Consider the following 19,811-nt stretch of genomic DNA (forward strand, 5'->3'; position numbering starts at 1 on the left):
GAGGCCGGCCAAGCTCCTTTGGGGACTCAAGGTCGAATGGATAAAATCACGCCAGCTTCTCCGGTGTCATCCTGTTGTCCAACGATTCTTCCGTTCGCAGGGGGAGGCCTTAGGCCGCCCGTTGCACCTGGGACAAGACGTCCTGTTTCATTCGCTCCGCGTCAAAGGCTTGTTTCTTCGTACAAATCGCAAACAGCACATTCAACAGCTTCCGGCATAATGCGACGATGGACTGCTTTCCGGTCAGCGGATTGACGGGGCGGGTCGTGTAATAGTCATGCAGCTCGCGAAACGCCTCGTTGTGCCGGATCAGCGGAATCATCGCCCGAAACAGCACCGATCGCAGCCGTTTCCGTCCCCGTTTGGAGATGTGCTTTTGCCCTTTGCGCTGGCCGGAGGAGTTCTCTTTGAGCGTCAGGCCCGCCAACTTCACCAATTGACGCGGGTCCCGATAGTGGGCGAAGCTGCCGATCTCCGCCAGCAGATCGATGATCGTGGCGTCTCCCAACCCGTCGACCGTTTTCAGCCATTGATACTCCATCGTCGTTTGAACCAACGCCTTCAACTCGGCGTCCAACGCGGCGATCTCAGCCTCCAATTGGCGGTATCGGCGGACGAGCGCGGCGATTTCAAACCGGGCCATCGTCGTCCCTTCCGTCACCCCAATCGAGTCCTTCGCGGCGTCGATCAACGCCTGAATTTTGGCCTTCTGCGGGCATTTCAGCCCTTCGCTTTGCCGGTACACTTCGATGAGCTCCTCGGCGGATCGGCCCGCCATATCAGCCGGAAGCGGCGTCCACTCCAGCACCGAAAGCGCCGTTTTCCCCAGGTCGCGAAACACCGTCCAAAACTCTGGAAAATATCGGTCGGTCCAGCGGACGATCGCGTTTTTCACCGCCGTCTGTTCCTTGCGGAGCTTCTCTTTGAGCGTGCTCCCGACGCGCAAATCGGCTTCGATCTCGTGCAGCAGCCGGGGGACGAGGAATCGTCCGTCTTTCGCCAGTCTGGCGATGACTAGGGCGTCTTTGGCGTCATGTTTCGTCGGCAGGTTGTCATCGAGTTCTTTCGACCGGCACACATGCGCCGGGTTGACCATGACCAACGGGATCCCGTGCTCCTCGAGGAAGTAGGCCAGGTTCAACCAGTAGTGCCCGGTCGGCTCCACCGCGACGATCACCTGCGGCTTTCCGAACGCTTGCATCGCCTCCTGAATCGCTTCATACAGCTGGCGAAAGCCCTCTTTCGACTGGAAGATCGGGAACGATTTGCGAAGCACACGCCCCCGGTCATCCACGAAGCAGGCGTAGTGGGTTCGTTTCGCGATATCGATGCCCACGACAAGCGTTTGTTCGGTGACTTGATTGATTTTCTGATTTTGTGTACAATTCATTTGAAGTCCTCCTTGGTATGGTGAGTGATGTGTTTGACACCCCTGCATCATACCAAGAGGGCTTTTTTTGATCAAGTCCCCGGAAAAGCTCCTAACGGGAATGCTCCTTTCTATACACACCAATTCGAATCATACTCCTTCTTTTTGAGGGAGTCAACGCAGGAAACGAAGCGATGGGATGTCCGCTGTCATCAGTTTGCCAAAGAAAGGGGATGATTCGGTGAAAAACGATCGGCGCGAAATGGGCGATATGACGCAGTTGCTTGAAATCATCAACGCCAAAGGAGACGAAGGCGAGCTTCATGAGATCGTCTGCAGCGACGAGTTGTTTTGGAAAAGCTTGCGGGCGCAGGCGGAGGACAGTGCGAAAGGAGGGGAGTAGATGGAACTGTTGCGGGCGAAGCGAATGGCTGAAGCTGGGGAGATCGTTCCGGTGATGTATAAAGGGAAACAAGTGGTGATTCAGCACGTCGATGATGAGCGCGAAATGGCTCGCGTTTATTTCACCGATGAGCCGGAACACGAACAAGACGTACCGGTGCGACTGCTTGAGGAACAATGAGAGATGTGCAAATTGTCGCCGTTTTGTCAAGGGAAAGACGATGACACCGTCCGTTCTTCTATGGTATAATGATTCAAGAAACGACGCTTGAACATTGGAGTGACAAACATGAACATCGGCTTTGGAGAAATTGCGCTCATCGTCTTTTTCGCTTTGCTCATTTTCGGACCGAAAAAGCTGCCGGAGTTAGGACAAGCGGCCGGGAAAACGCTGCGCGAATTTAAGAATGCGACAAAAGGCATCATCGACGATGACGAGACGACAAAAGCGCAAAAATAAGAGGTTGGGCATAGAGGCCTGGCCTCTTATTTTTGTATTTCGTCCGTGACTAGCCATTTCCTCCGCGATGCGGCAAAAAAGAGACAAGCTCTGTCAAGGGGCGCCATATACATATATATGGAGGCATGTTGGCTCGTTGGGATAAGCCGTGGCGGAGGGGTTTCGCGATGATCAAAAAAATGGCGGCGGTGATTGTCGGCAGTCTGCTTCTTGGCGTTGGCATCAACGTCTTTTTAGTCCCTCACCATTTGCTTGATGGGGGGATGATCGGGCTCGGGCTGATCGCCAAATACGTGTGGCACGTTCAGGCTGGGTTGACGATGATCGTCTTAAGCGTTCCGCTTTATGCAGCCGCATGGTTTTACTACCGCCCGTTTTTTTACAACAGCTTGCACGGACTTTTATTTTCCTCATGGATGATTGACGTATTGTCCGTTTTGCGCGGCGTGGTGGTGTTGGATCCGCTTTTGAGCGCGGTCATCGGCGGGGTGCTGGTCGGCGCGGGCATCGGCTTGATGCTGCGCGAGGAGACGAGCACGGGCGGGACCGACCTGCTCGCCCAGTTTATCGCTAGATGGACGAACTGGAACGTCGGGATCATCATTTTTGTCATTGACGCCTGCATTATTTCAGCTGGGAGCATGATCATCGACTCAGTGCCGTTTGTCCACTCGCTTGTCGTTGTCACGGTCGTCGGGGCGGTGACGACGATGTTGACGCGCGAAAAAACGATGGGGGTATAGCCCGAATCCCCATCGTTTTTCGTTTCAGCAGATAGGCGCTCCTCTATGGGAATGCGGCACCGAAGGCGCCGTTTCCGGCTGTTTGCTGATTTATGCTGTGGGGGAGTTTTAACATCGTTCGCACAGGAGATGAGAATTTTGTCCGTTTGACCTTTCCCAGCGACGAGTTCCCCAATCATTGGCGGAAGGAGCATCGGTTATCGCTTAGCCAGCTCGAGCGCGCGGTAGACGTTAATCAGCCCATAGCCGTAATACGGATCTTTTCCTCTCTCTCCCAAATCGTCAGCGCTTTCGAGAATAATGTCGCGCACTTCATCGTTCGAAAGCCGCGGGTTGACGGAGCGGATCAAAGCGGCGAGCGCGGTGACGTGCGGCGCGGCCATCGACGTGCCGGAAAGGGCGGCGTACCGGTGGCCGGCAAACGTGCTGGCAATGTTCGTTCCAGGCGCGACGACATCCACATAGTCGCCGTAGTTGGAATAAAGCGCATAGGAAAGATCCGGGTTGACAGCGCCAACACTGATCACTTCTGGATAAGCGGCTGGGAAGCTCGCCTGCGACGTGCTGTCGTTGCCGGAAGCGGCGACAAGCACGACATCATGGGCGTCGGCGTAGCGGATCGCTTCCTCAAGCACCGAGGACGGTTGGTAGTTGCCAAGGCTTAAATTGATGACCTTTGCCCCGTGGTCGACCGCCCAGCGGATTCCTTTCGCTACATCAATGCTCGTTCCATAGCCGTCCGCATTTAATGCTTTGACGGCCATGATCGGGTTGAACCATGTTATGCCGGCGACTCCTTCGCCGTTGTTCGGCTGTGAGGCGATAATGCCAGCGACATGGGTGCCATGGCCATTTTCGTCATTCGGAGAGCGGTCGTCGGCCAATACGTTGTATCCGGGACCAAGGCGGCGGATTAAATCGGGATGGGTCAAATCGACCCCGCTGTCAATGATGGCGACAGGCACATTCCGCTTGCCGCGCGACAGCGTCCAGCCGTCTTCGGTATGAATGGCGGGCAAGTTCCACTGGTAGCGGGCGTAAAACGAATCGTTCGGGATCGGCGCCGGCTTGTTCCACTCATTTTGCATGTAAATGTAGTGCGGTTCGCAATAATCAACCATCGGAAGGGATCGGAAATAGCGGCGCATCTCTTCGTACGTTTGCCCGCGCGAACGGAATACAAACACGTGGTCGACCTGCTTGATGAGCTGGCCGGCGATGGCTGCCTCCATTTGTTGAAGACGGCTTTCCGATGGCAATGCCCGAAAGCGGACGACGATCTCATTGGCGAAATAATGGCTTCGGTCACCGCGGCGATTATGGAGGATTTCCCGAATGCGCGGGTGCTTGTTCAACTGCTGTTTCAGCTGCTCGCCTGCGCTTAAGCTGTCTAAGGCGACAACGGTTGGATGGGTGGGTGCGACCCCGGCGTCAAACGGCTTCAGCCGCGGTGGAGCCGGGGCGTTTTCTTCTAGAGCCGGTCGCCCCAAGGCGGCTGCGGCAACGAGTAGAGCAACAACCGCGCTGGCCGCGGCCCATATTCGGTATCGGCGTTTCACGCTGTTCACCTCCTTTGTTGTTAGGATGGGCGATTGACGGACAAATCATGAAAAATGGGATTCACCTTTTGCCATGGCGAATCCCATTTTCTTCTTCAGCGGCCGACCGATTGCATACAGATGCAATTTGAAGTTTTCACATTTGCGGCTTTTACCGAGCATTTGATCGACTGTCGGGAGACCGAACAACGCCGCTTTCAGCCCCATGTATGGGTCTAGGAAGCGGGTGGTTGTTTGGTCTTCCGCCACGCCAAGGCGTGACGGGGGCAAGCCTGTGGCTTGCCCTCGACAGTCGAAAAATAGATAAGCGGCTTTTCTGTCCAAGATATGTTAAACGTTTTGATTGCATCTAGACAGCACTTGCTGCGCTGCTTGCAAATCGAGGCGCAGCTGCTCTTGAACGTTGGTCGGATGGTAGTATCCTTTGTTGATCATATATTGACTGATCTGTTCATGGAATGTGATCGCGTCATTCAAATGTTGCTTTAACGTGTTGCGCACTTCCGGGGTGAAAGCTTCGGCGATGGCCATTGCGCATCCTTTAATGGCGTTTTTCGCACTGATCAGGCAATCAGCGGCGATCATTTGATCGTTCAATACGCCGGTCGGTGTCATCGTTGCCTGCATCGTTGTCCCTCCTTTTTTCCTTATGACAGCAAGTTTTGCAAGTCGCGGATGTGCTGCTGTGTCTTTTGCATGTCTTGTTGAATGAGCGATTTCAATTGTGGATCGCTTGCCATTTGCTGCATGGCGGCACTTTTGGCAAGACAGGTGCTTTTAAACATAAGCAGTTCGTGCAGCTCAAGCGTTTCGTGTGTTCCTGCCGCGTTCATTCTTCTCACCACCTTCCGTGACATAGTATGTGTCCGGCTGTTTGCAGTATGGGTGGGGAATGATGGGAAAAGCGGGTCGTGGCGCTTTGAACGATCGCGACAATGGGGAAAAGAAGGAGTCCGCGCGCTCAAGTTTTGTCTAGAGCGGGGTATACTATGGGCGCAATCCGCTTATGAAGGAGGTAGGGAAACGGGTGAGAAAAACATTCATTGTGCTAAGCGTTGCTGTTCTCCTTCTCTTAGCCGCCGGCGCCGTTCTTCTTTTGCGCCGGGGCGAGTATGCGTTTGTGCCGGATGGGAGCGATATTGCGCCGTATGAAGCGAGCAAACAGACTGGAATCGATGTGTGGGGGCGATGGATCGCAGCGGATGACAGCCGCATCCAAGCGTTGTCGGCTAGAAACGGGCATTTGCAAAAAGAGGAAGGGGCGGTTGTCGTCGATGACCGGTTGCTTCGTCTCGGCAAGGAGGTGTTTTATAAAGAAACGTTCGGCAATGAAGTGTTTTTGACCGACATTATGGGTATTGTCGACGGGCCGCTGACGCTTGCCAATATGGCCAAAGCCATTGTCGCATTAAAAGGAGAAGGGACGACGAATTTGCGCGTGCCGCTTGCCGAAGATGTGACGATCGGCGGCCGCACATATAAAAAAGGCGAGTTGATCGACACGGGCATCGACGTGCCCAAAGGGTCATACTTGCCGCTCGGGATGCCGATCGTCACCGACGGCGGCCGCGTGCGCGTCGGCATCAGCTGCGCCGCCTGCCATGCGACCGTCGATCCAGTGACGAAAAAAGTGGTGGAAGGGGCGCCGAACAACGATTTGAATGCCGGAATGCTCATTGCGTTGGCGACGAATTCGAGCGCTTATTTTACTCATGCCAATATCCGCTCGCTGAAAAAATATATCCGCTCGTTCGATCGGACGATCATCGATTCGAACGGGCGCAAAGCGGCGCTGCCGGATCCGGAGCTGCTTGAGCGGGACGTGGACCGCATTTTTGCCAGCTGGCCGTGCGGCAATTTTGATTCGACGATCGATATGAAAGCGAATCCGGCGCAAATTCCGGATTCGTTTACGCGCGGCGACCATCCGTACGGGTGGAGCGGCTTTGCCGCCGCCGGCTCATTCCATGGCTTGGCCGCTTTCAGCAACAACGTGCACGCGCAAAATGCCGATTCGCTCGCGCAGGCGGAAATTAGCGAAGCGCTGTTTGGCATTGATAAAGAAGTGTATATTGGCACGATTTTGCAAAACGCCGCCCATCCGCGGTTTCGCTATCAGCCGACGACAAAGGAGAAACCGTCCGCCTTTTTCGCGAAAGTCGACCCGACGCCGAAAACGGCCGGCGTTAATCAGTTTGTCGCGCCGCCGCAGTTTCCGAAAGTATCGCTCGTCGCTCCAGATGGGTTGATCGTCAGCGAGCCGGGTTATCGGTTCAATGAGCAAAACAATGCCGTGGCCGCTTGGCAAAATACGCTCAATCCTCCGCCGCCAAATGAACGGATCAGCGAGGAGCGGGCGGCGAGAGGAAGAGAGGTGTTTGTCCGCGCCGGCTGCATCCGCTGCCATGCCGGGGCGTATTTGACGAACAACCGCGTCGTGGCGGCGAATGTCATCGGCACGGAACCGTCACGGGCGAAAGCACTGAAAAAGACAGAAAAAGTGTTCGGAGAGGCCGTGTTGTACGCTCCGGATACGCCGGTCCCGATCCCAAAGGGGGCGAAAGTATTGAACGTGTCGACGAACCATTTAGATCCAAAACAAATCAGGCTTGCCTTCGCCCACGGTGATTCGCCGGGCGGGTATAAAGTGCCGAGCCTCATCGGCCTGGCGTGGAGCGCTCCGTATTTGCACGACGGCGGCGTGGCGGTTGGGCCGAACGGTGAGCTCGGGCTTTCGGGCACCGTTCAAAAAGGCATCGCCCCTGATGCGCGCAACAGCCTGCGGGCGCTGATCGACCGGACATGGCGCGAGCGCGTCATCGCCGCCAACGCCAAGGACTCCGACTTGCGGACGGTGCATGTGACCGGCGCCGGGCACCGGTATTGGATCGACCGTCAAGCCGGGTTTACGAAGGAAGAGCAAGAGGCGGTATTGGACTATTTGTTGTCGCTCACCTCGCGCTGACCGCATCGAGCGTCGTTTATTCTGCGCTCATGCCGCTGGGAATAGTTCCCTTGCAACGCTGTTATAAGACGGCTCACACTAATAGGCAAGGGAGGGAAAGCGATGAGCGAAACATGTTTTTACTGTCAGTGCGAGTGCGATGACAAGGTGCATTACGTATCGTTCCATACGAATGGCGAAGAACGCGAAGAAACGCTTTGTCCGGAATGTTACCAAGAATGGCTGCAGGGCATGAAAGGTTGACCTTTCTTCCTGCTTTCATTTCGCTCGGAAGCGGGGCTTTTTCGCGAAATGATGATGAAAAAACCGCACCGTGGTCAAACTGGTGCGGTTTTTTGGGACAGCGGCGGAGTGGCGATGATGTCCGCCAAATCGCCGTCTTCGTCATAGGCGCGGTAGACAGCGGCTTTCGTACGCGGAGCATGGACCGATAAAAAGAGAATGCGCTCCTTGCCTTCATGGGCGACTTTCGTTTCCATTTTCAATGACACTCCGTTTATCGTGAGCGAGTAGAACCGGTACGTCAAGCCAAGCCATGTGCGTTCTTGTCGAACGGTATCCGGATGATGGCGGATGAACGCAGCGAGCTCGGCGAACGAATGCATCTCCCGCTCGAGCCATTCGCGGATGGCACTTGCCACCTGCTCCAACCAGCCTTTCCAAAACGTTTTCATTTTCATCGGCATCACCTTTTTTCATCCATCATGCCCATTTCCGCTGTTCATTATGCAGGGAGGCGGATGGAAAACGTCGTCATGTCTTCATCGGATAAACAGCGGATATCTCCGCCATGGTCTTCAATCACTTTTTTGCAAATGTACAGGCCGATGCCGGTTCCGAGTTTTTTTGTCGTAAAAAACGGCTCGAAAATCGTTTCCACAATGTCGGCCGGAATTGACGGACCGTTGTTGGCGATTTCGATGATGATGCTTCCGTCTTGGCAACGGGCGGCGATGTTGATCCGCCGCGGTTTTTCCCTCTCTTTCACCGCTTCGATCGAGTTGAGCAAAATGTTTACCAGCACCTGGCGCAGCTGATCTTTATAGGCAAATATATGTATGGATTCATCGATCGCCACCGAAAGGTCGACATCGCTGTCGACGATCGTGGCGTATAAAAACTCGATAATTTCCTCCAACAGCTGGCGCAGCGAAAACGTTTCTTTTTCGCTTTCAACAATTTCTTTGCGTGAGGCATGCAAAAATTGCGAAATGCGAAATTTCAGCTGCTGCAACTCATGGTCGATAATGTCTAAATAAGGAAGATGCGGATGCTCAAACTTCAATAATTGAATAAAACCAATAATAGCCGTAAGCGGATTGCGAAACTCATGGACAAAACTCGATGACATTTGTCCGAGCAGCGTCAGCCGGTCTTGATGCGATCTGGCAATGAGCGCGTTTTTTTCATGCAGCTCTTTTTCCTTTAACTCATTATATTTTGTGACAGCATGAAACAAAAATTGGTCAAACAGCTCGTTCAAATGGTCGATGAGCGGGGACAGTTCGTCGACCGACAGCGGCGCGGCGAGCGCGTGGTTGATGACAAGCCGCCTCCCAAGGTTGACGTTGTAGACGAGAGCTCCGATGCCGACATTCATTTCCGCACGTTCTTTCGCGATTTTGTTGGCTAACCGTTCGACCGTCTCGCTAGATAGCGACCGCAACAGCGCTTCTTTGACCAGCTCAAACACTGCTAAGCCGTTTTGTTCGACATGATGGATGTATTTGTCATCGTCGGCAATTTTCATATGTTGCCGCCAATAGGCGAGAAAGTTCGGCAAATGGGCTTCTAAATGGGTGACGAGCTGCTGTGCCGCAGATGCCAAAAAAGCCACCTCGCTTTCCATCGTTTATTTTTTAATTATAAGGGGGAATATCGGACTAGAACAGAGGAAAAATCGCAATCGATCCGGCTAAATGAACGTCCTTTTGCGAAAAGCGATCCAAAAACGCCTGGTGCTGCGGACCGGACAGACTGTTTGAATGAAAAAGGAAAAATCATTTATAATGAATGGGACGAACAAATATTTTGCAAAAGGTTGGGGACGATCGTGAAATTGTATGACTCGATTTTAGATTTGATCGGCGGCACGCCGATTGTCAAGTTGCGCCGCCTTCCTGATCCAAACGGGGCAGAGGTATACATAAAGCTCGAATCGTTCAACCCAGGCGGAAGCGTCAAAGATCGGCCCGCTTGGGAAATGATCCGACGCGCGGAGGCGGAAGGGAAAATTACACCCGGAAAAAGCACGATCATCGAACCGACATCTGGCAACACCGGCATCGGCCTGGCCATGGTGTGCGCCGCCAGGGGGTATCGCTGCATCATTACGATGCCCGACAATGCGACGGTCGAACGGGTGAAAATTTTAAAGGCGTACGGAGCCGAAGTCTATTTGACGCCGGCGGAGAAGCGGATGCAAGGGGCGATCGATGAGGCCAACCGGCTTGCTAGCGAAATCCCTGACAGCTTTATTCCGATGCAGTTTGAAAATCCGGCCAATCCGGATGCACACCGGCATACAACAGCGGTGGAAATTTATGAAGCATTTGATGGACGGCTCGATGCGTTCGTGTTAACCGCCGGCACCGGCGGGACGGTGACCGGAACAGGGGAGGAGCTGAAAAAACGCATCCCGAATTTGCGCATTTACGTCGTTGAACCGTACGGTTCGCCTGTGTTGTCGGGCGGCAAGCCGGGGCCGCACAAAATTCCCGGCACGGGTCCGGGGTTTATCCCGAAAATTTTAAATCGCTCGATTTATGATGACATTTTTTTGATCAAAGATGAGGATGCCCAACAGATGGCGCGCGAACTGGCGGCGAAGGAAGGCATTTTGGTCGGCGCTTCGGCCGCTGCCAGTGCCTATTACGCCATCAAAGTGGCGAAACAGCTCCCCAAAGGCGCCCGCGTCCTTTGCATGGCGCCCGATTCCGGCGAGCGGTATTTGTCATCCGATTTATTTGCTGATTAAGCGGACGTCGATCGACGAAAAAAGCGAGGATTTCTTGCCTTTCATGGGAAGGGAAGCATTCCTCTCTGCAAAACAAAGAGGAATGCTTTTGTTTGATAGTTCCTAGGAATCTGTCCGATGGATTGAAGTCAGCGAATATTTATGCAAAATCTTCCGTTTTATACGATTTGAACATTTGTTTATTTCACTGTTTTGGAATCCGCCAAAATGGTTTCGTCGGGCAGACTTCTAGGAGACTGGTGAAAAACAACGGATTCGCTTGGTTTTTGAGAAATCAAAAGAAATGAAGTTGCGGTGTTGCAAGGTTTCTCAATTTGAGAAATACTGTTGGAGAGCAACACTTCCTTTTAAATCACCAGTCTTCTAGGTTGCAGAAAGAGGATAATAGAGCAACAGTTGTCGCCCCTTTTTTCCTTCGCGCCGCCGTCCGCTGTCGATAAAACCGGCAGTCAAGTACAATCGCTGCGCTGCAAAGTTTCGTTCATTGACAGCAAGCACAATTTCGTTAATATCGGAAAAATGGGTGTTGACGAAGGCTGGCAGCAAAGCGAGCGCCTGCTTGGCGAACCCTTTCCCTTGTTCTGGATAATTGATGGAAAAGGACCGGAGCAGCACGGCCCGCGGATTGTCGGTAAACGGTCGGATCTGTTTGCCGGTGTGGAGAACAAAAAAACCGACCGGTCGTTCTTGATGAAGGATGACAATCGGCTTTCTTTCTTTTTCCTCGGAGCATGCTTTGAGCGCCTCAGCGGGGAGTGCGGTGAATCGTTGCTGTTCTTTTGGTAGATAGAACGAGCGCAGCGTTGCGTCATGGTCGGAATGATAAAAACAGAGACGGATTTCATGAACCATTTCGAATTCCTCCATTTTTGATGAATCAGACAATATTATACCAATGATCCTTTTTGTTTTTCCATCTTTTTCTTCTTGTTTGCACGGTCTCATCGCTGTGTGTATTGACTATGTATTGACTATGGACGGCTGAAGGCTTTCGCTATGTGCATGAGGGAGAGAAAACAGAGAATGGTTTATTCGCTGAAAGTCGTTGCGAAAGGAAGAGAGAAGGTGTTCGCTTGGCCTCGAAAAGACAAGAGAAGTGGAGCAACATGGCGCGCATCGCGTTGACGCTGGTGATCGCGGCGCTCGGCGGCTTCATTTTCGCCTTGTTTGGCGTTCCGCTCCATTGGATGCTCGGTCCAGCAGCTGCGTTGCTTTTGGTTGGTCGTTTTTGGAAGGGAAAGTTGTATTGGCCGGTCGGCATTCGCAACGCTGCGCTCATTCCGATCGGCTATACGCTAGGGACATCGATGACGGCAGGAACGCTTGTGGAGATGGGCCGGCAATTGCCGGTAATGTTGCTGGCGACGGTGTTGATTTTGTTGTTCAGCTTCCTTGTTTCTTGCCTTGTCGCGAGATGGACAAGGATTCCGCTCCGTTCGGTCGTCACCGGCAGCATCCCCGGCGGATTGTCGCAAATGCTTGTGTTGGGCGAAGAGCTCGACGGTGTCGATGCAACGATTGTCACGTTTTTTCAAGTGATGCGCCTGATGGGCGTTGTATTTCTCGTCCCGCTTATCGTCTTAAGCCCGTTCTTTTCCGGCGGCGCTGAGGCGGGGACGGGCGCAGAAAGCGGACAAGAGGCGCATTGGAGCGTCGGTCTTGTTTGGCTGTATGTGATCGTCACGGTTGCCAGCGCGATCATCGGAAGGCGCATCAAACTGCCGACTGCCTATTTGCTTGGCCCGATCATCGGAACATCGGCTTTGGTCATGGCCGGGACGCCGGCGCCCCATTTGCCAGCGCCTTTGTTGGATATCGCGCAAATCGCGATGGGGGCTTATCTAGGCTTAATGCTGAAACCGGCTCGCATCGCGGAAAAGGGAAGAGCTGTGCTGGCCGCTGTGGCTACCGGCCTTGCGCTCATTTTGTTTTCCATGGCTTCGGCATTTGTCTTAACGGTTTTGCATGGCGTGCCGTATTTGACAGCGTTCATCGCTTTGGCGCCGGGGGGCATGGATCAAATGGGAATTTTGGCGCGGGAGGCGCATGCCGACCTTGCCGTTGTGACAAGTTATCAAATGTTCCGCATTTTTTTCATTTTGCTTGTCGTTCCACCGGTGCTGAAAAAATGGTTTGCCGCCCGCTGGTTTCGATGGATCGAACGATGGACCATACATCATGGTGGACGGTCCATGCAGTCTGCGTCAATCCAAAAGAAAGGGCTGTGACAAGAAACAAATATATGCTAAACTAGAAAGAAAAAGGAGGGGGTTGCCATGAACCATTCGACCGTTTATCGTCCGCATAGCCCAGTGGCGAAGTTGGCGGTTTCCTTTTTAGCGGCGCTGGCCGTTGCGACGGCGGGGCTGTATGCCGGGCAATGGGTGCCGGCTGGCCTGTATTTGCCCCTTTACGCGCTTGAGCTTGTGCTGCTGTTGGTCATGATGTTCGCCCGCGTGAAAAAAGCTGTCGGCTATCCGCTTATGTTTGCGTTTATGTTTGTCTCGGGGGCGACGCTCTATCCGCTCATCGGCTATTACATTTCCATCATTGGCGCGGCTGCGGTGTTCAAAGCGTTTGCGCTGGCCGTTGTATCGTTTTCCGGCGTTGCCATTTACGCGGCGAGAACGAAAGAAGATTTTTCGTTCCTCGGCGGGTTTTTGATGCTTGGCGCGTTTGCGCTCCTTGGCTTGTTGATCATCCAATGGTTCATCCCATTCTCAAGCGTCGGGCAAATGGGCATCGCCGCTTTGGGGATTTTGATTTTCCTTGGCTTTACGATTTACGACATCAACCGTTTGGCCCGCTATGGCTTTACGGAAGCGGATATCCCGATGATTGTCGTCAATATTTACCTTGATTTCATCAATTTGTTTGTCTACATTTTGCGTTTTTTCGCCAGCGATGAGGATTGAGCGCCAAAAAGGGGCTGACCCAAAAGGCCGTCTGTCTTTAAGATAGGCACAACATATAGTGTTAAAGAAGCGGTCAGCACGCATATATGGAGACGGAAGAGGGCGTCCCCATCCTTTTGGGACACCCTCTTTTTCCATGACGGTGGCATTGATCAAAGCGGCAAGTCGAAATGGTGCGGCTGTTTTTTTACGGCATTAAAGGTGAAACGCGGTGAGGCAGGAATCGGCAAAGGGTGGGGCGAATAAGAGAAAGAAATGGAGAAGAAAGGGGCCTCATGATGAAGTTTGCCGTCAATGTATCGACGATTTTCACGGAAGCGCCGTTTCTCGCCCGGTTTGCCAAGGCGAAGCAGCACGGGTTTTCGCACGTTGAATGCCAGTTTCCGTACTCAGTGGCTCCTGAGGCGATTGCTGATGAACTCGAGCAGCTTGAGCTGTCGCTTGTTTTGCTGAATTTGCCCGCTGGCGATTGGGAAAAGGGGGAGCGCGGGCTCGCCATTTTTTCTGACCGTCATGATGAATTCCGGTGTGCACTGGAGGAAGGAGTGCGTTATGCGCTCGCGCTCGGTGTGCCGAATCTTCATTGCATGGCCGGAGTGGTGCCGGCCGATTTGCCGCGAGAACGGGCGAAAGAAATATACATGCGCCGCTTGGATGAGGCGGCCGCTGCGCTCGGCGTCCACGGTTTGACGCTGACGATTGAACCGATCAATCCGTTCGATATGCCCGGCTACTTTTTAACCGATATTGAGGAAGCGGCGGCGATCATCCGCGATCTCGGCCGGACGAATGTGAAATTGCAATATGACGTCTATCATATGGCTCGGCTCGGACGCAATGTGACAGCGACGTTTGCCGACTACGCACCGCTCATCGCGCATGTGCAATTCGCTGATGCCCCCGGGCGGCATGAGCCGGGGACGGGAGAGCTTCCGTATCGCGAGATTTTCGCATTTTTGCAAGAGCACGGCTACAATGGAGCGATTGGACTTGAGTACATTCCATCAGGGAAAAGCAGCGAAAGTTTTGTCTGGTATGATGAATACCGCGGAATGAAAGGGGGAGGCGGACGATGACACGCGTCGGCTTTATCGGATTGGGCGTGATGGGCTCGCGCATGGCTAGACGGCTGCTTGAAGCGGGATTCAATGTTACGGTGTACAACCGTACGACAGAAAAGGCGGTTCCGCTTGTCAACCTTGGCGCCCGACAGGCGGCGACAGTGGCAGAGCTGGCTGGTGAGGCGGATATCATTTGCACGTGCTTATCGATGCCGGATGATGTCATCGAGGTGTATACAGGTGAAGGCGGCGTCCTTAGCGCGGCCCATCCGGGGACGATTTGCCTTGATTTTACAACCGTCGGTCCGAAAACAAGCCGGTTTGTCGCTCGGCGCGCCGACGAGCACGGCGTCGCCTATTTGGACGCACCGGTAAGCGGCGGTCCGGAAGGGGCGGAGCAAGGGGCGCTGACAATCATGGTCGGCGGGGCGAAAGAAGCATGGGAGCAGGTGCGCCCGCTGCTTCGGGTGTTAGGAAAAACGGTTGAATATTTAGGAGAAAGCGGCGCCGGCAGCGCGGCAAAAGTGATCAACCAGTACTTAGTCGCTGTCCATTCTGTCGCCGCGGCGGAAGCGATGGTCGCTGGCGTCGCTTATGGGCTTCATGCCGGGAAGCTGTATCGGCTGTTAAAAGAAAGCTACGGAGACAGCCGGATGCTGCGCCGCCATATGGAGCAGTTCGTGTTGCCGCGTCGATTCACTCCTGGCGGGGCGGTGAAGTATGTGCATAAGGACGTGCGCCTGGCGAACGAGTTGATGGATGAAATCGGCCTTGGCCACCGTCTTGGCGTTCAGGCGGAAAAAGCGTTTGCCGCAGCGATCGCCGCAGGCCTTGCCGACTTGGATATGGCCGCGGTCATTCAGCCGCTCGAGCAGCGGGTCGGGGTGGTGGTAAAAGAGACAGAATGGACAAAATGATCGTCAAATTCAAAAAATTCGTTGAAAAAATGGAGGAGCGATGGTTTAATAGAAGTAGCAGGGAGGGTTGGCTCCAAAGGTTGTTTTGGGCTAAATCACTTGTATATATGACGGTGATCAGAAAAGGTGTCCCGATTCTTTTGGGACACCCTCCGCCTGATAAAGAAAACGGTTCGAGCGGTTCGCTTTTTTTTACAGATAAAAAGAAACGATGTTTCTTATTACGAAACGAAGGAGGGCGCTCATGCTTTCATTGACATGGATTGAGGAGCTGCAGGCGTTTTTGCATCCAGAACAGATCAAACGGAATGAATCGTTCCACCCCCTCGGCAATGATGGGGCGGTGGCCGTCTATCCGCGAACAGAGGAAGAAATCGCTGCGGTACTCCGCTATGCCGACCGCCATGGCAAAAAAGTCGTCATCGCTGGACGCGGCACAAAACGGGGGTTTGGCGGGCAACGGGAACAGGCGGACATCTTGCTGTCGTTGGAACACTACGCCGGCATTGTCGAACATGCGGCCGCCGATATGACGGTCACTGTCAAAGCCGGAACGGTGTTTGGTGATTTGCAGCGCGCGCTCGCTCCGTATCGGCAAAAGGTCGCCTTGGACCCGTTTTGGCCGGAGGAAGCGACGATCGGAGGGGTGATTGCGGCGAATGACAGCGGCCCGAAGCGGCTCGGCTATGGGGCAGCGCGCGATTCGGTCATCGGGCTGCGCGTCGTCTATCCGAACGGGACCGTCATTCGTTCCGGAGGCAAAGTGGTAAAAAATGTCGCCGGCTACGATATGAATAAGTTGTTCATTGGGGCGATGGGGACGCTCGGGGTGCTGAGCGAGATTACGCTCAAGCTTCGACCGCTCGCGAAATATGAAAGCGTTGTGTTGCTGTCGTTCCCAAGCGGCGATCTTCATGACATTCGCTCGTTTGCCGTTTCGTTCCTTGATACAATGATGGAGCCGATTTGTTTTGAACTGCTCAATCCGGCGCTTTCCGAGCGGCTGACGGGACGGCCGGTTTATACGCTTGTGATCGGGTTTGAAGATGTGGAAAACGCCGTCCATTACCAAGAGCATTGGGTTGAACGACTGCGGCCGAAAGCGGTGGAAATGTCCATTTTAGCCGGCGAAGAGACAGCGGCGTTTTGGCGGACGTTTTACACGATTGCACCGAACGGGCGTCTGGAGCAGGCGGAAAACGGTGTTGAAGCGGCAGTGAAAATCGGGGTTGTCAACTTGGATGTACTCTCCATCTTGCGTGAAAGCGTTTTAATCGCTGACCGTTGCCATGTCCGCATCGAGGCGCACGGCGGATTGGGCCACGGGCTTTGTCAGGCGTATATGCACGGCGGCGAAGAGGGAGTGTTGACCGCGATCGAGGAGCTGCGCCAAACGGCGGTTCGCCTTGGCGGCTACGCGATTGTGAAACATTTGCCGCTTTCGCTGCGCCAGCGCGTCGACGTCTGGGGCGGAAAGCCGTCGTACTTTTTCTTGCTCGAAGGCATTAAGCGAAAAATCGATCCGAACAAAACGGTCAACGATCAACGCTTTATTGGGGGGATTTAATGATGAGCACGATGACCAATGAGCGGGCGGACAGCCCGGCGTGTGCGACCGCGAGTCTTGGAAACTATCGTTTTCACGATTTGCCGGACCCGAGCAAGTGGGCTGATTGCGTTCATTGCGGCATGTGTTTAGAATCATGCCCGACGTACGAACAGACGGGTGAAGAACAGCACTCTCCGCGCGGCCGCGTTCATTTGATGAAGTCGGTCGGCGAAGGGAAGCTTGAGTTGACGCCTGATTTGCTCGATCCGATTTTTACGTGCTTGGATTGCCGTGCATGCACGACGGCTTGCCCGGCCGATGTCGATGTCGGTGGACTTATTGAACAAGTGCGCGGCCAGCTCCGCCAAGCGGTTCCGCTCACCGGTTGGAAGGCGCTTGTCAGCGACGTTTTCTTAAAAGGCATTTTTCCGCATCCGTCGCGCCTCGATTGGCTCGGCCGCCTGCTGAAATGGTACCAAAAAAGCGGCTTGCAGACGGTGGCGCGCAAAATCGGACTGCTGCGTGTCATGCCCGATCACTTGGCTGAGATGGAGGCGATTTTGCCAGCGGTCGGTACGCCGGTTCGGAGAAAGTATAAACATCAGCCGCTCATTAAGGCGAAGGGGGAAACAAAGCGGACCGTCGCGATTTTGACCGGATGCGTCATGGATGTTATGTTTAGTGATATTAACGAAGCGACGATCCGTGTGTTGACCCATAACGGCAACGATGTCGTCATCGTCCCGAACCAGACGTGCTGCGGGGCGCTTCACGTTCACGCCGGCGACCGCGAAACCGGCCGGAAGCTCGCCAAGCAAAATATTGAGGCGTTTCAAGATGTCGACCATGTCATCGTTAACGCCGCCGGCTGCGGCTGCATGTTGAAAGAGTATCCGGAACTGTTCCGCCATGATCCGGAATGGCATGAAAAGGCGGAGCAATTTGCCGCCAAAGTTGAGGACGTGTCCAAATTTTTGCATGACACGGGCTTCAAACCGCCGAAAGCGGAATTGAACGTGCGCCTCACCTACCATGATGCGTGCCATTTGGCCCATGGCCAGGGCATCCGCCAAGAGCCGCGCGCTTTGATTGAAAGCATTCCGGGGGTGGAAATGGTCGCCATGCCAAACGCCGATCGCTGCTGCGGCAGCGCCGGCATTTACAACCTCACCCATCCGGACATGGCACAAGCGGTGCTTGAGAGCAAAATGCAACACGTGCCGCAAGAGGTGGAGCTTATCTCGATGGGCAATCCAGGCTGCATGCTGCAAATGGCGCTTGGCGTCATGAAACATGGACGAAACCAAAAAATCGTCCATACGGTGCATCTGCTCGATTGGGCGTACCAAAAAGAAGAAGGGAAGGACGTGCGCATATGAGAAAACGGCCGATTGCAACGAACGACCCGCACATCCAAGCGCTCGCCCGCATCGTTGGGGAACAGGCGATTTTATACCGGAAAGAAGATTTAATGGCGTATGACTGCGACGGCTTCACCGTCCACCGCCATTTGCCAAGGGCGGTTGTATTTCCAAACAGCACGGAGCAAGTGGCGGCGGTCGTCAAATACTGCCATGAGCATGATCTTCCGTTTCTCGCCCGCGGCGCCGGCACGGGGTTAAGCGGCGGGGCGATTCCGCTAAACGGCGAAGTCGTCATCAGCCTAACGCGGATGAAGCGGCTGTTGCACGTCGATCTCGAAAACCGGCGCGCCGTCGTCGAGCCGGGGTTTGTCAACTTGAAGTTGACGAACTCGGTCGCCCACCGCGGCTATTACTATGCGCCCGACCCGTCAAGCCAATATTGCTGCACGATCGGCGGCAACGTCGCTGAAAACGCTGGCGGCGCCCACTGCTTAAAATACGGAGTGACGACGAACCATATTTTAGGGCTTGAAGTCGTCTTGCCGAACGGCGAAGTGATTGAAATCGGCGGAAACGGCGTTCCCGATCCGCCCGGCTGCGATTTGCTCGGGCTGCTGACCGGGTCGGAAGGGACGCTTGGCATCGTGACAAAAATCACCGTCCGTTTGTTGAAAAATCCCGAGGCCAAACAGACGGTGCTCGCCTATTTTGACGAAGTGGAAGATGCGAGCCAGACCGTTTCCGACATCATTTCCGCTGGAATCGTGCCGGCGGCGCTCGAGATGATGGATCAAACGGCCATCGAGGCGGTCGAAGCGGCCGCGTTTCCGGTCGGGCATCCGAAAGACATCGCCGCGCTGTTGCTCATTGAAGTGGATGGCATTTCCGCCGGGATCGACGAACAAATCAACGATATTTTAACGATTTGCCGCCGCCATCATGTGCGCGAAGTGAAAGTCGCCCAGTCAGAGGAAGAACGGGCCCGCTGGTGGGCGAACCGGAAAACCGGCTTTGGCGCCATGGGGGCGATTTCGCCTGACTATTTAGTGCAAGATGGCGTCATTCCACGCAGCCGTCTGCCGGAAGTGCTGCGGGAAATCGCCGATATCAGCCGCAAGTATGGACTGAGAATCGCAAACATTTTCCACGCCGGCGACGGCAATTTGCACCCGCTTGTGCTGTTTGATGCGAGCAAGCCTGGGGAGACGGAGCGGGCGCTTGCCGCCGGAAGCGAATGCCTCAAGGCGTGCGCGGCGGTCGGCGGATCAATTACAGGGGAACATGGCGTCGGCATTGAGAAAAAAGAAGAGATGCGCTTCATTTTCACTGACGAGGAAATTTTGGCGCAAACGGCAATCCGCGACGTGTTTAACCCGAAAAACTTGCTCAACGCCGGCAAGCTGTTCCCGACGCCGGGGCGTTGTGTAGAGACAAAGACGCCGTCGACAGTGAAATGAAAATTTTTTGAAAACGATTGCCAGTCATTTCGTTTCATGGTATCATCTTTTTAGAGAAATTGAGAAACAATGT

General features: G+C 54.2%; 22 protein-coding genes. 14 read left to right on the forward strand and 8 right to left on the reverse strand.

What is annotated here, in order from left to right:
* Positions 1-109: 109 nt before the first annotated feature.
* Entirely contained in the window at positions 110-1,390 is a 1,281-nt protein-coding gene (locus tag GYMC52_RS07570; protein ID WP_013523632.1) for an IS110 family transposase, read from the reverse strand.
* 220 nt (positions 1,391-1,610) lie between these two features.
* Between GYMC52_RS07570 and GYMC52_RS07575 the strand changes: the two genes are divergently transcribed.
* The 4 genes from GYMC52_RS07575 to GYMC52_RS07590 all read left to right on the forward strand — a co-directional run bounded on the left by GYMC52_RS07575 (position 1,611) and on the right by GYMC52_RS07590 (position 2,974).
* Positions 1,611-1,772, forward strand: a complete 162-nt coding sequence (locus tag GYMC52_RS07575; RefSeq protein ID WP_230982752.1) for a hypothetical protein — start codon at positions 1,611-1,613, stop codon at positions 1,770-1,772.
* A complete protein-coding gene (locus GYMC52_RS07580; protein ID WP_011231010.1) occupies positions 1,773-1,952 on the forward strand; it encodes an H-type small acid-soluble spore protein in 180 nt (59 codons plus the stop codon).
* 108 nt (positions 1,953-2,060) lie between these two features.
* The gene (locus tag GYMC52_RS07585; RefSeq protein WP_011231011.1) at positions 2,061-2,231 is read left to right on the forward strand and encodes a twin-arginine translocase TatA/TatE family subunit; all 171 of its coding nucleotides are present in this window, start codon (positions 2,061-2,063) and stop codon (positions 2,229-2,231) included.
* A 167-nt stretch (positions 2,232-2,398) separates the two neighbouring features.
* Positions 2,399-2,974, forward strand: coding sequence for a YitT family protein (locus tag GYMC52_RS07590; protein ID WP_013145490.1), 576 nt, complete (start codon positions 2,399-2,401; stop codon positions 2,972-2,974).
* 197 nt (positions 2,975-3,171) lie between these two features.
* On the opposite strand, the gene GYMC52_RS07595 is transcribed toward GYMC52_RS07590, so the two are convergent.
* The 4 genes from GYMC52_RS07595 to GYMC52_RS07605 are packed head-to-tail and all read right to left on the reverse strand — an operon-like array spanning position 3,172 to position 5,366.
* Positions 3,172-4,533, reverse strand: coding sequence for a S8 family peptidase (locus GYMC52_RS07595; RefSeq protein WP_013523634.1), 1,362 nt, complete (start codon positions 4,531-4,533; stop codon positions 3,172-3,174).
* A gap of 45 nt (positions 4,534-4,578) precedes the next feature.
* On the reverse strand, positions 4,579-4,857 hold the full coding sequence (locus tag GYMC52_RS19250; protein WP_144319734.1) for a hypothetical protein: 279 nt from the start codon (positions 4,855-4,857) through the stop codon (positions 4,579-4,581).
* A 6-nt stretch (positions 4,858-4,863) separates the two neighbouring features.
* Complete coding sequence (locus GYMC52_RS07600) at positions 4,864-5,160, reverse strand: spore coat protein (RefSeq protein ID WP_013523635.1); 297 nt, start codon at positions 5,158-5,160, stop codon at positions 4,864-4,866.
* 20 nt (positions 5,161-5,180) lie between these two features.
* Positions 5,181-5,366 (reverse strand): DUF892 family protein, encoded by a 186-nt coding sequence (locus GYMC52_RS07605; protein WP_011231015.1) that lies wholly within the window; start codon positions 5,364-5,366, stop codon positions 5,181-5,183.
* A 194-nt stretch (positions 5,367-5,560) separates the two neighbouring features.
* Between GYMC52_RS07605 and GYMC52_RS07610 the strand changes: the two genes are divergently transcribed.
* Positions 5,561-7,498 carry a hypothetical protein gene (locus GYMC52_RS07610; RefSeq protein ID WP_013523636.1) on the forward strand — a complete coding sequence of 646 codons (1,938 nt, stop codon included), beginning with the start codon at positions 5,561-5,563 and terminating at the stop codon, positions 7,496-7,498.
* A 102-nt stretch (positions 7,499-7,600) separates the two neighbouring features.
* Complete coding sequence (locus GYMC52_RS19725; protein WP_013145486.1) at positions 7,601-7,741, forward strand: hypothetical protein; 141 nt, start codon at positions 7,601-7,603, stop codon at positions 7,739-7,741.
* 74 nt (positions 7,742-7,815) lie between these two features.
* Here the strand turns inward: GYMC52_RS19725 and GYMC52_RS07615 are convergent, their stop codons facing one another.
* Both GYMC52_RS07615 and GYMC52_RS07620 read right to left on the reverse strand, forming a co-directional pair.
* Positions 7,816-8,178, reverse strand: a complete 363-nt coding sequence (locus GYMC52_RS07615; RefSeq protein WP_013523637.1) for a hypothetical protein — start codon at positions 8,176-8,178, stop codon at positions 7,816-7,818.
* A 44-nt stretch (positions 8,179-8,222) separates the two neighbouring features.
* On the reverse strand, positions 8,223-9,326 hold the full coding sequence (locus GYMC52_RS07620; RefSeq protein ID WP_013523638.1) for a sensor histidine kinase: 1,104 nt from the start codon (positions 9,324-9,326) through the stop codon (positions 8,223-8,225).
* A 225-nt stretch (positions 9,327-9,551) separates the two neighbouring features.
* On the opposite strand from GYMC52_RS07620, the gene cysK reads away from it, so the two are divergent.
* The gene (cysK, locus tag GYMC52_RS07625) at positions 9,552-10,475 is read left to right on the forward strand and encodes a cysteine synthase A (RefSeq protein ID WP_013145483.1); all 924 of its coding nucleotides are present in this window, start codon (positions 9,552-9,554) and stop codon (positions 10,473-10,475) included.
* A 363-nt stretch (positions 10,476-10,838) separates the two neighbouring features.
* On the opposite strand, the gene GYMC52_RS07630 is transcribed toward cysK, so the two are convergent.
* Positions 10,839-11,327, reverse strand: coding sequence for a GNAT family N-acetyltransferase (locus tag GYMC52_RS07630; RefSeq protein WP_013523639.1), 489 nt, complete (start codon positions 11,325-11,327; stop codon positions 10,839-10,841).
* 221 nt (positions 11,328-11,548) lie between these two features.
* On the opposite strand from GYMC52_RS07630, the gene GYMC52_RS07635 reads away from it, so the two are divergent.
* The 7 genes from GYMC52_RS07635 to GYMC52_RS07670 all read left to right on the forward strand — a co-directional run bounded on the left by GYMC52_RS07635 (position 11,549) and on the right by GYMC52_RS07670 (position 19,738).
* Positions 11,549-12,703, forward strand: coding sequence for an AbrB family transcriptional regulator (locus GYMC52_RS07635; RefSeq protein WP_013523640.1), 1,155 nt, complete (start codon positions 11,549-11,551; stop codon positions 12,701-12,703).
* Positions 12,704-12,751: 48 nt separating this feature from the next.
* A complete protein-coding gene (locus tag GYMC52_RS07640; RefSeq protein WP_013523641.1) occupies positions 12,752-13,390 on the forward strand; it encodes a Bax inhibitor-1/YccA family protein in 639 nt (212 codons plus the stop codon).
* Between the two features lie 278 nt (positions 13,391-13,668).
* Complete coding sequence (hyi, locus tag GYMC52_RS07645) at positions 13,669-14,466, forward strand: hydroxypyruvate isomerase (protein ID WP_013523642.1); 798 nt, start codon at positions 13,669-13,671, stop codon at positions 14,464-14,466.
* On the forward strand, positions 14,463-15,368 hold the full coding sequence (locus GYMC52_RS07650; protein WP_013523643.1) for an NAD(P)-dependent oxidoreductase: 906 nt from the start codon (positions 14,463-14,465) through the stop codon (positions 15,366-15,368). Before hyi ends, GYMC52_RS07650 begins: the two co-directional genes overlap by 4 nt.
* A gap of 244 nt (positions 15,369-15,612) precedes the next feature.
* On the forward strand, positions 15,613-16,935 hold the full coding sequence (locus tag GYMC52_RS07660; RefSeq protein ID WP_013523644.1) for an FAD-binding oxidoreductase: 1,323 nt from the start codon (positions 15,613-15,615) through the stop codon (positions 16,933-16,935).
* Positions 16,935-18,296, forward strand: a complete 1,362-nt coding sequence (locus GYMC52_RS07665) for a (Fe-S)-binding protein (protein WP_013523645.1) — start codon at positions 16,935-16,937, stop codon at positions 18,294-18,296. The genes GYMC52_RS07660 and GYMC52_RS07665 overlap by 1 nt, the downstream gene beginning before the upstream one ends.
* Positions 18,293-19,738: an FAD-linked oxidase C-terminal domain-containing protein gene (locus GYMC52_RS07670; RefSeq protein ID WP_013523646.1), complete on the forward strand. Its 1,446-nt coding sequence runs from the start codon at positions 18,293-18,295 to the stop codon at positions 19,736-19,738. The genes GYMC52_RS07665 and GYMC52_RS07670 overlap by 4 nt, the downstream gene beginning before the upstream one ends.
* Positions 19,739-19,811: the final 73 nt, after the last annotated feature.

It is taken from the genome of Geobacillus sp. Y412MC52 (genome assembly GCF_000174795.2).
In the GTDB taxonomy this organism is placed as follows: domain Bacteria; phylum Bacillota; class Bacilli; order Bacillales; family Anoxybacillaceae; genus Geobacillus; species Geobacillus thermoleovorans.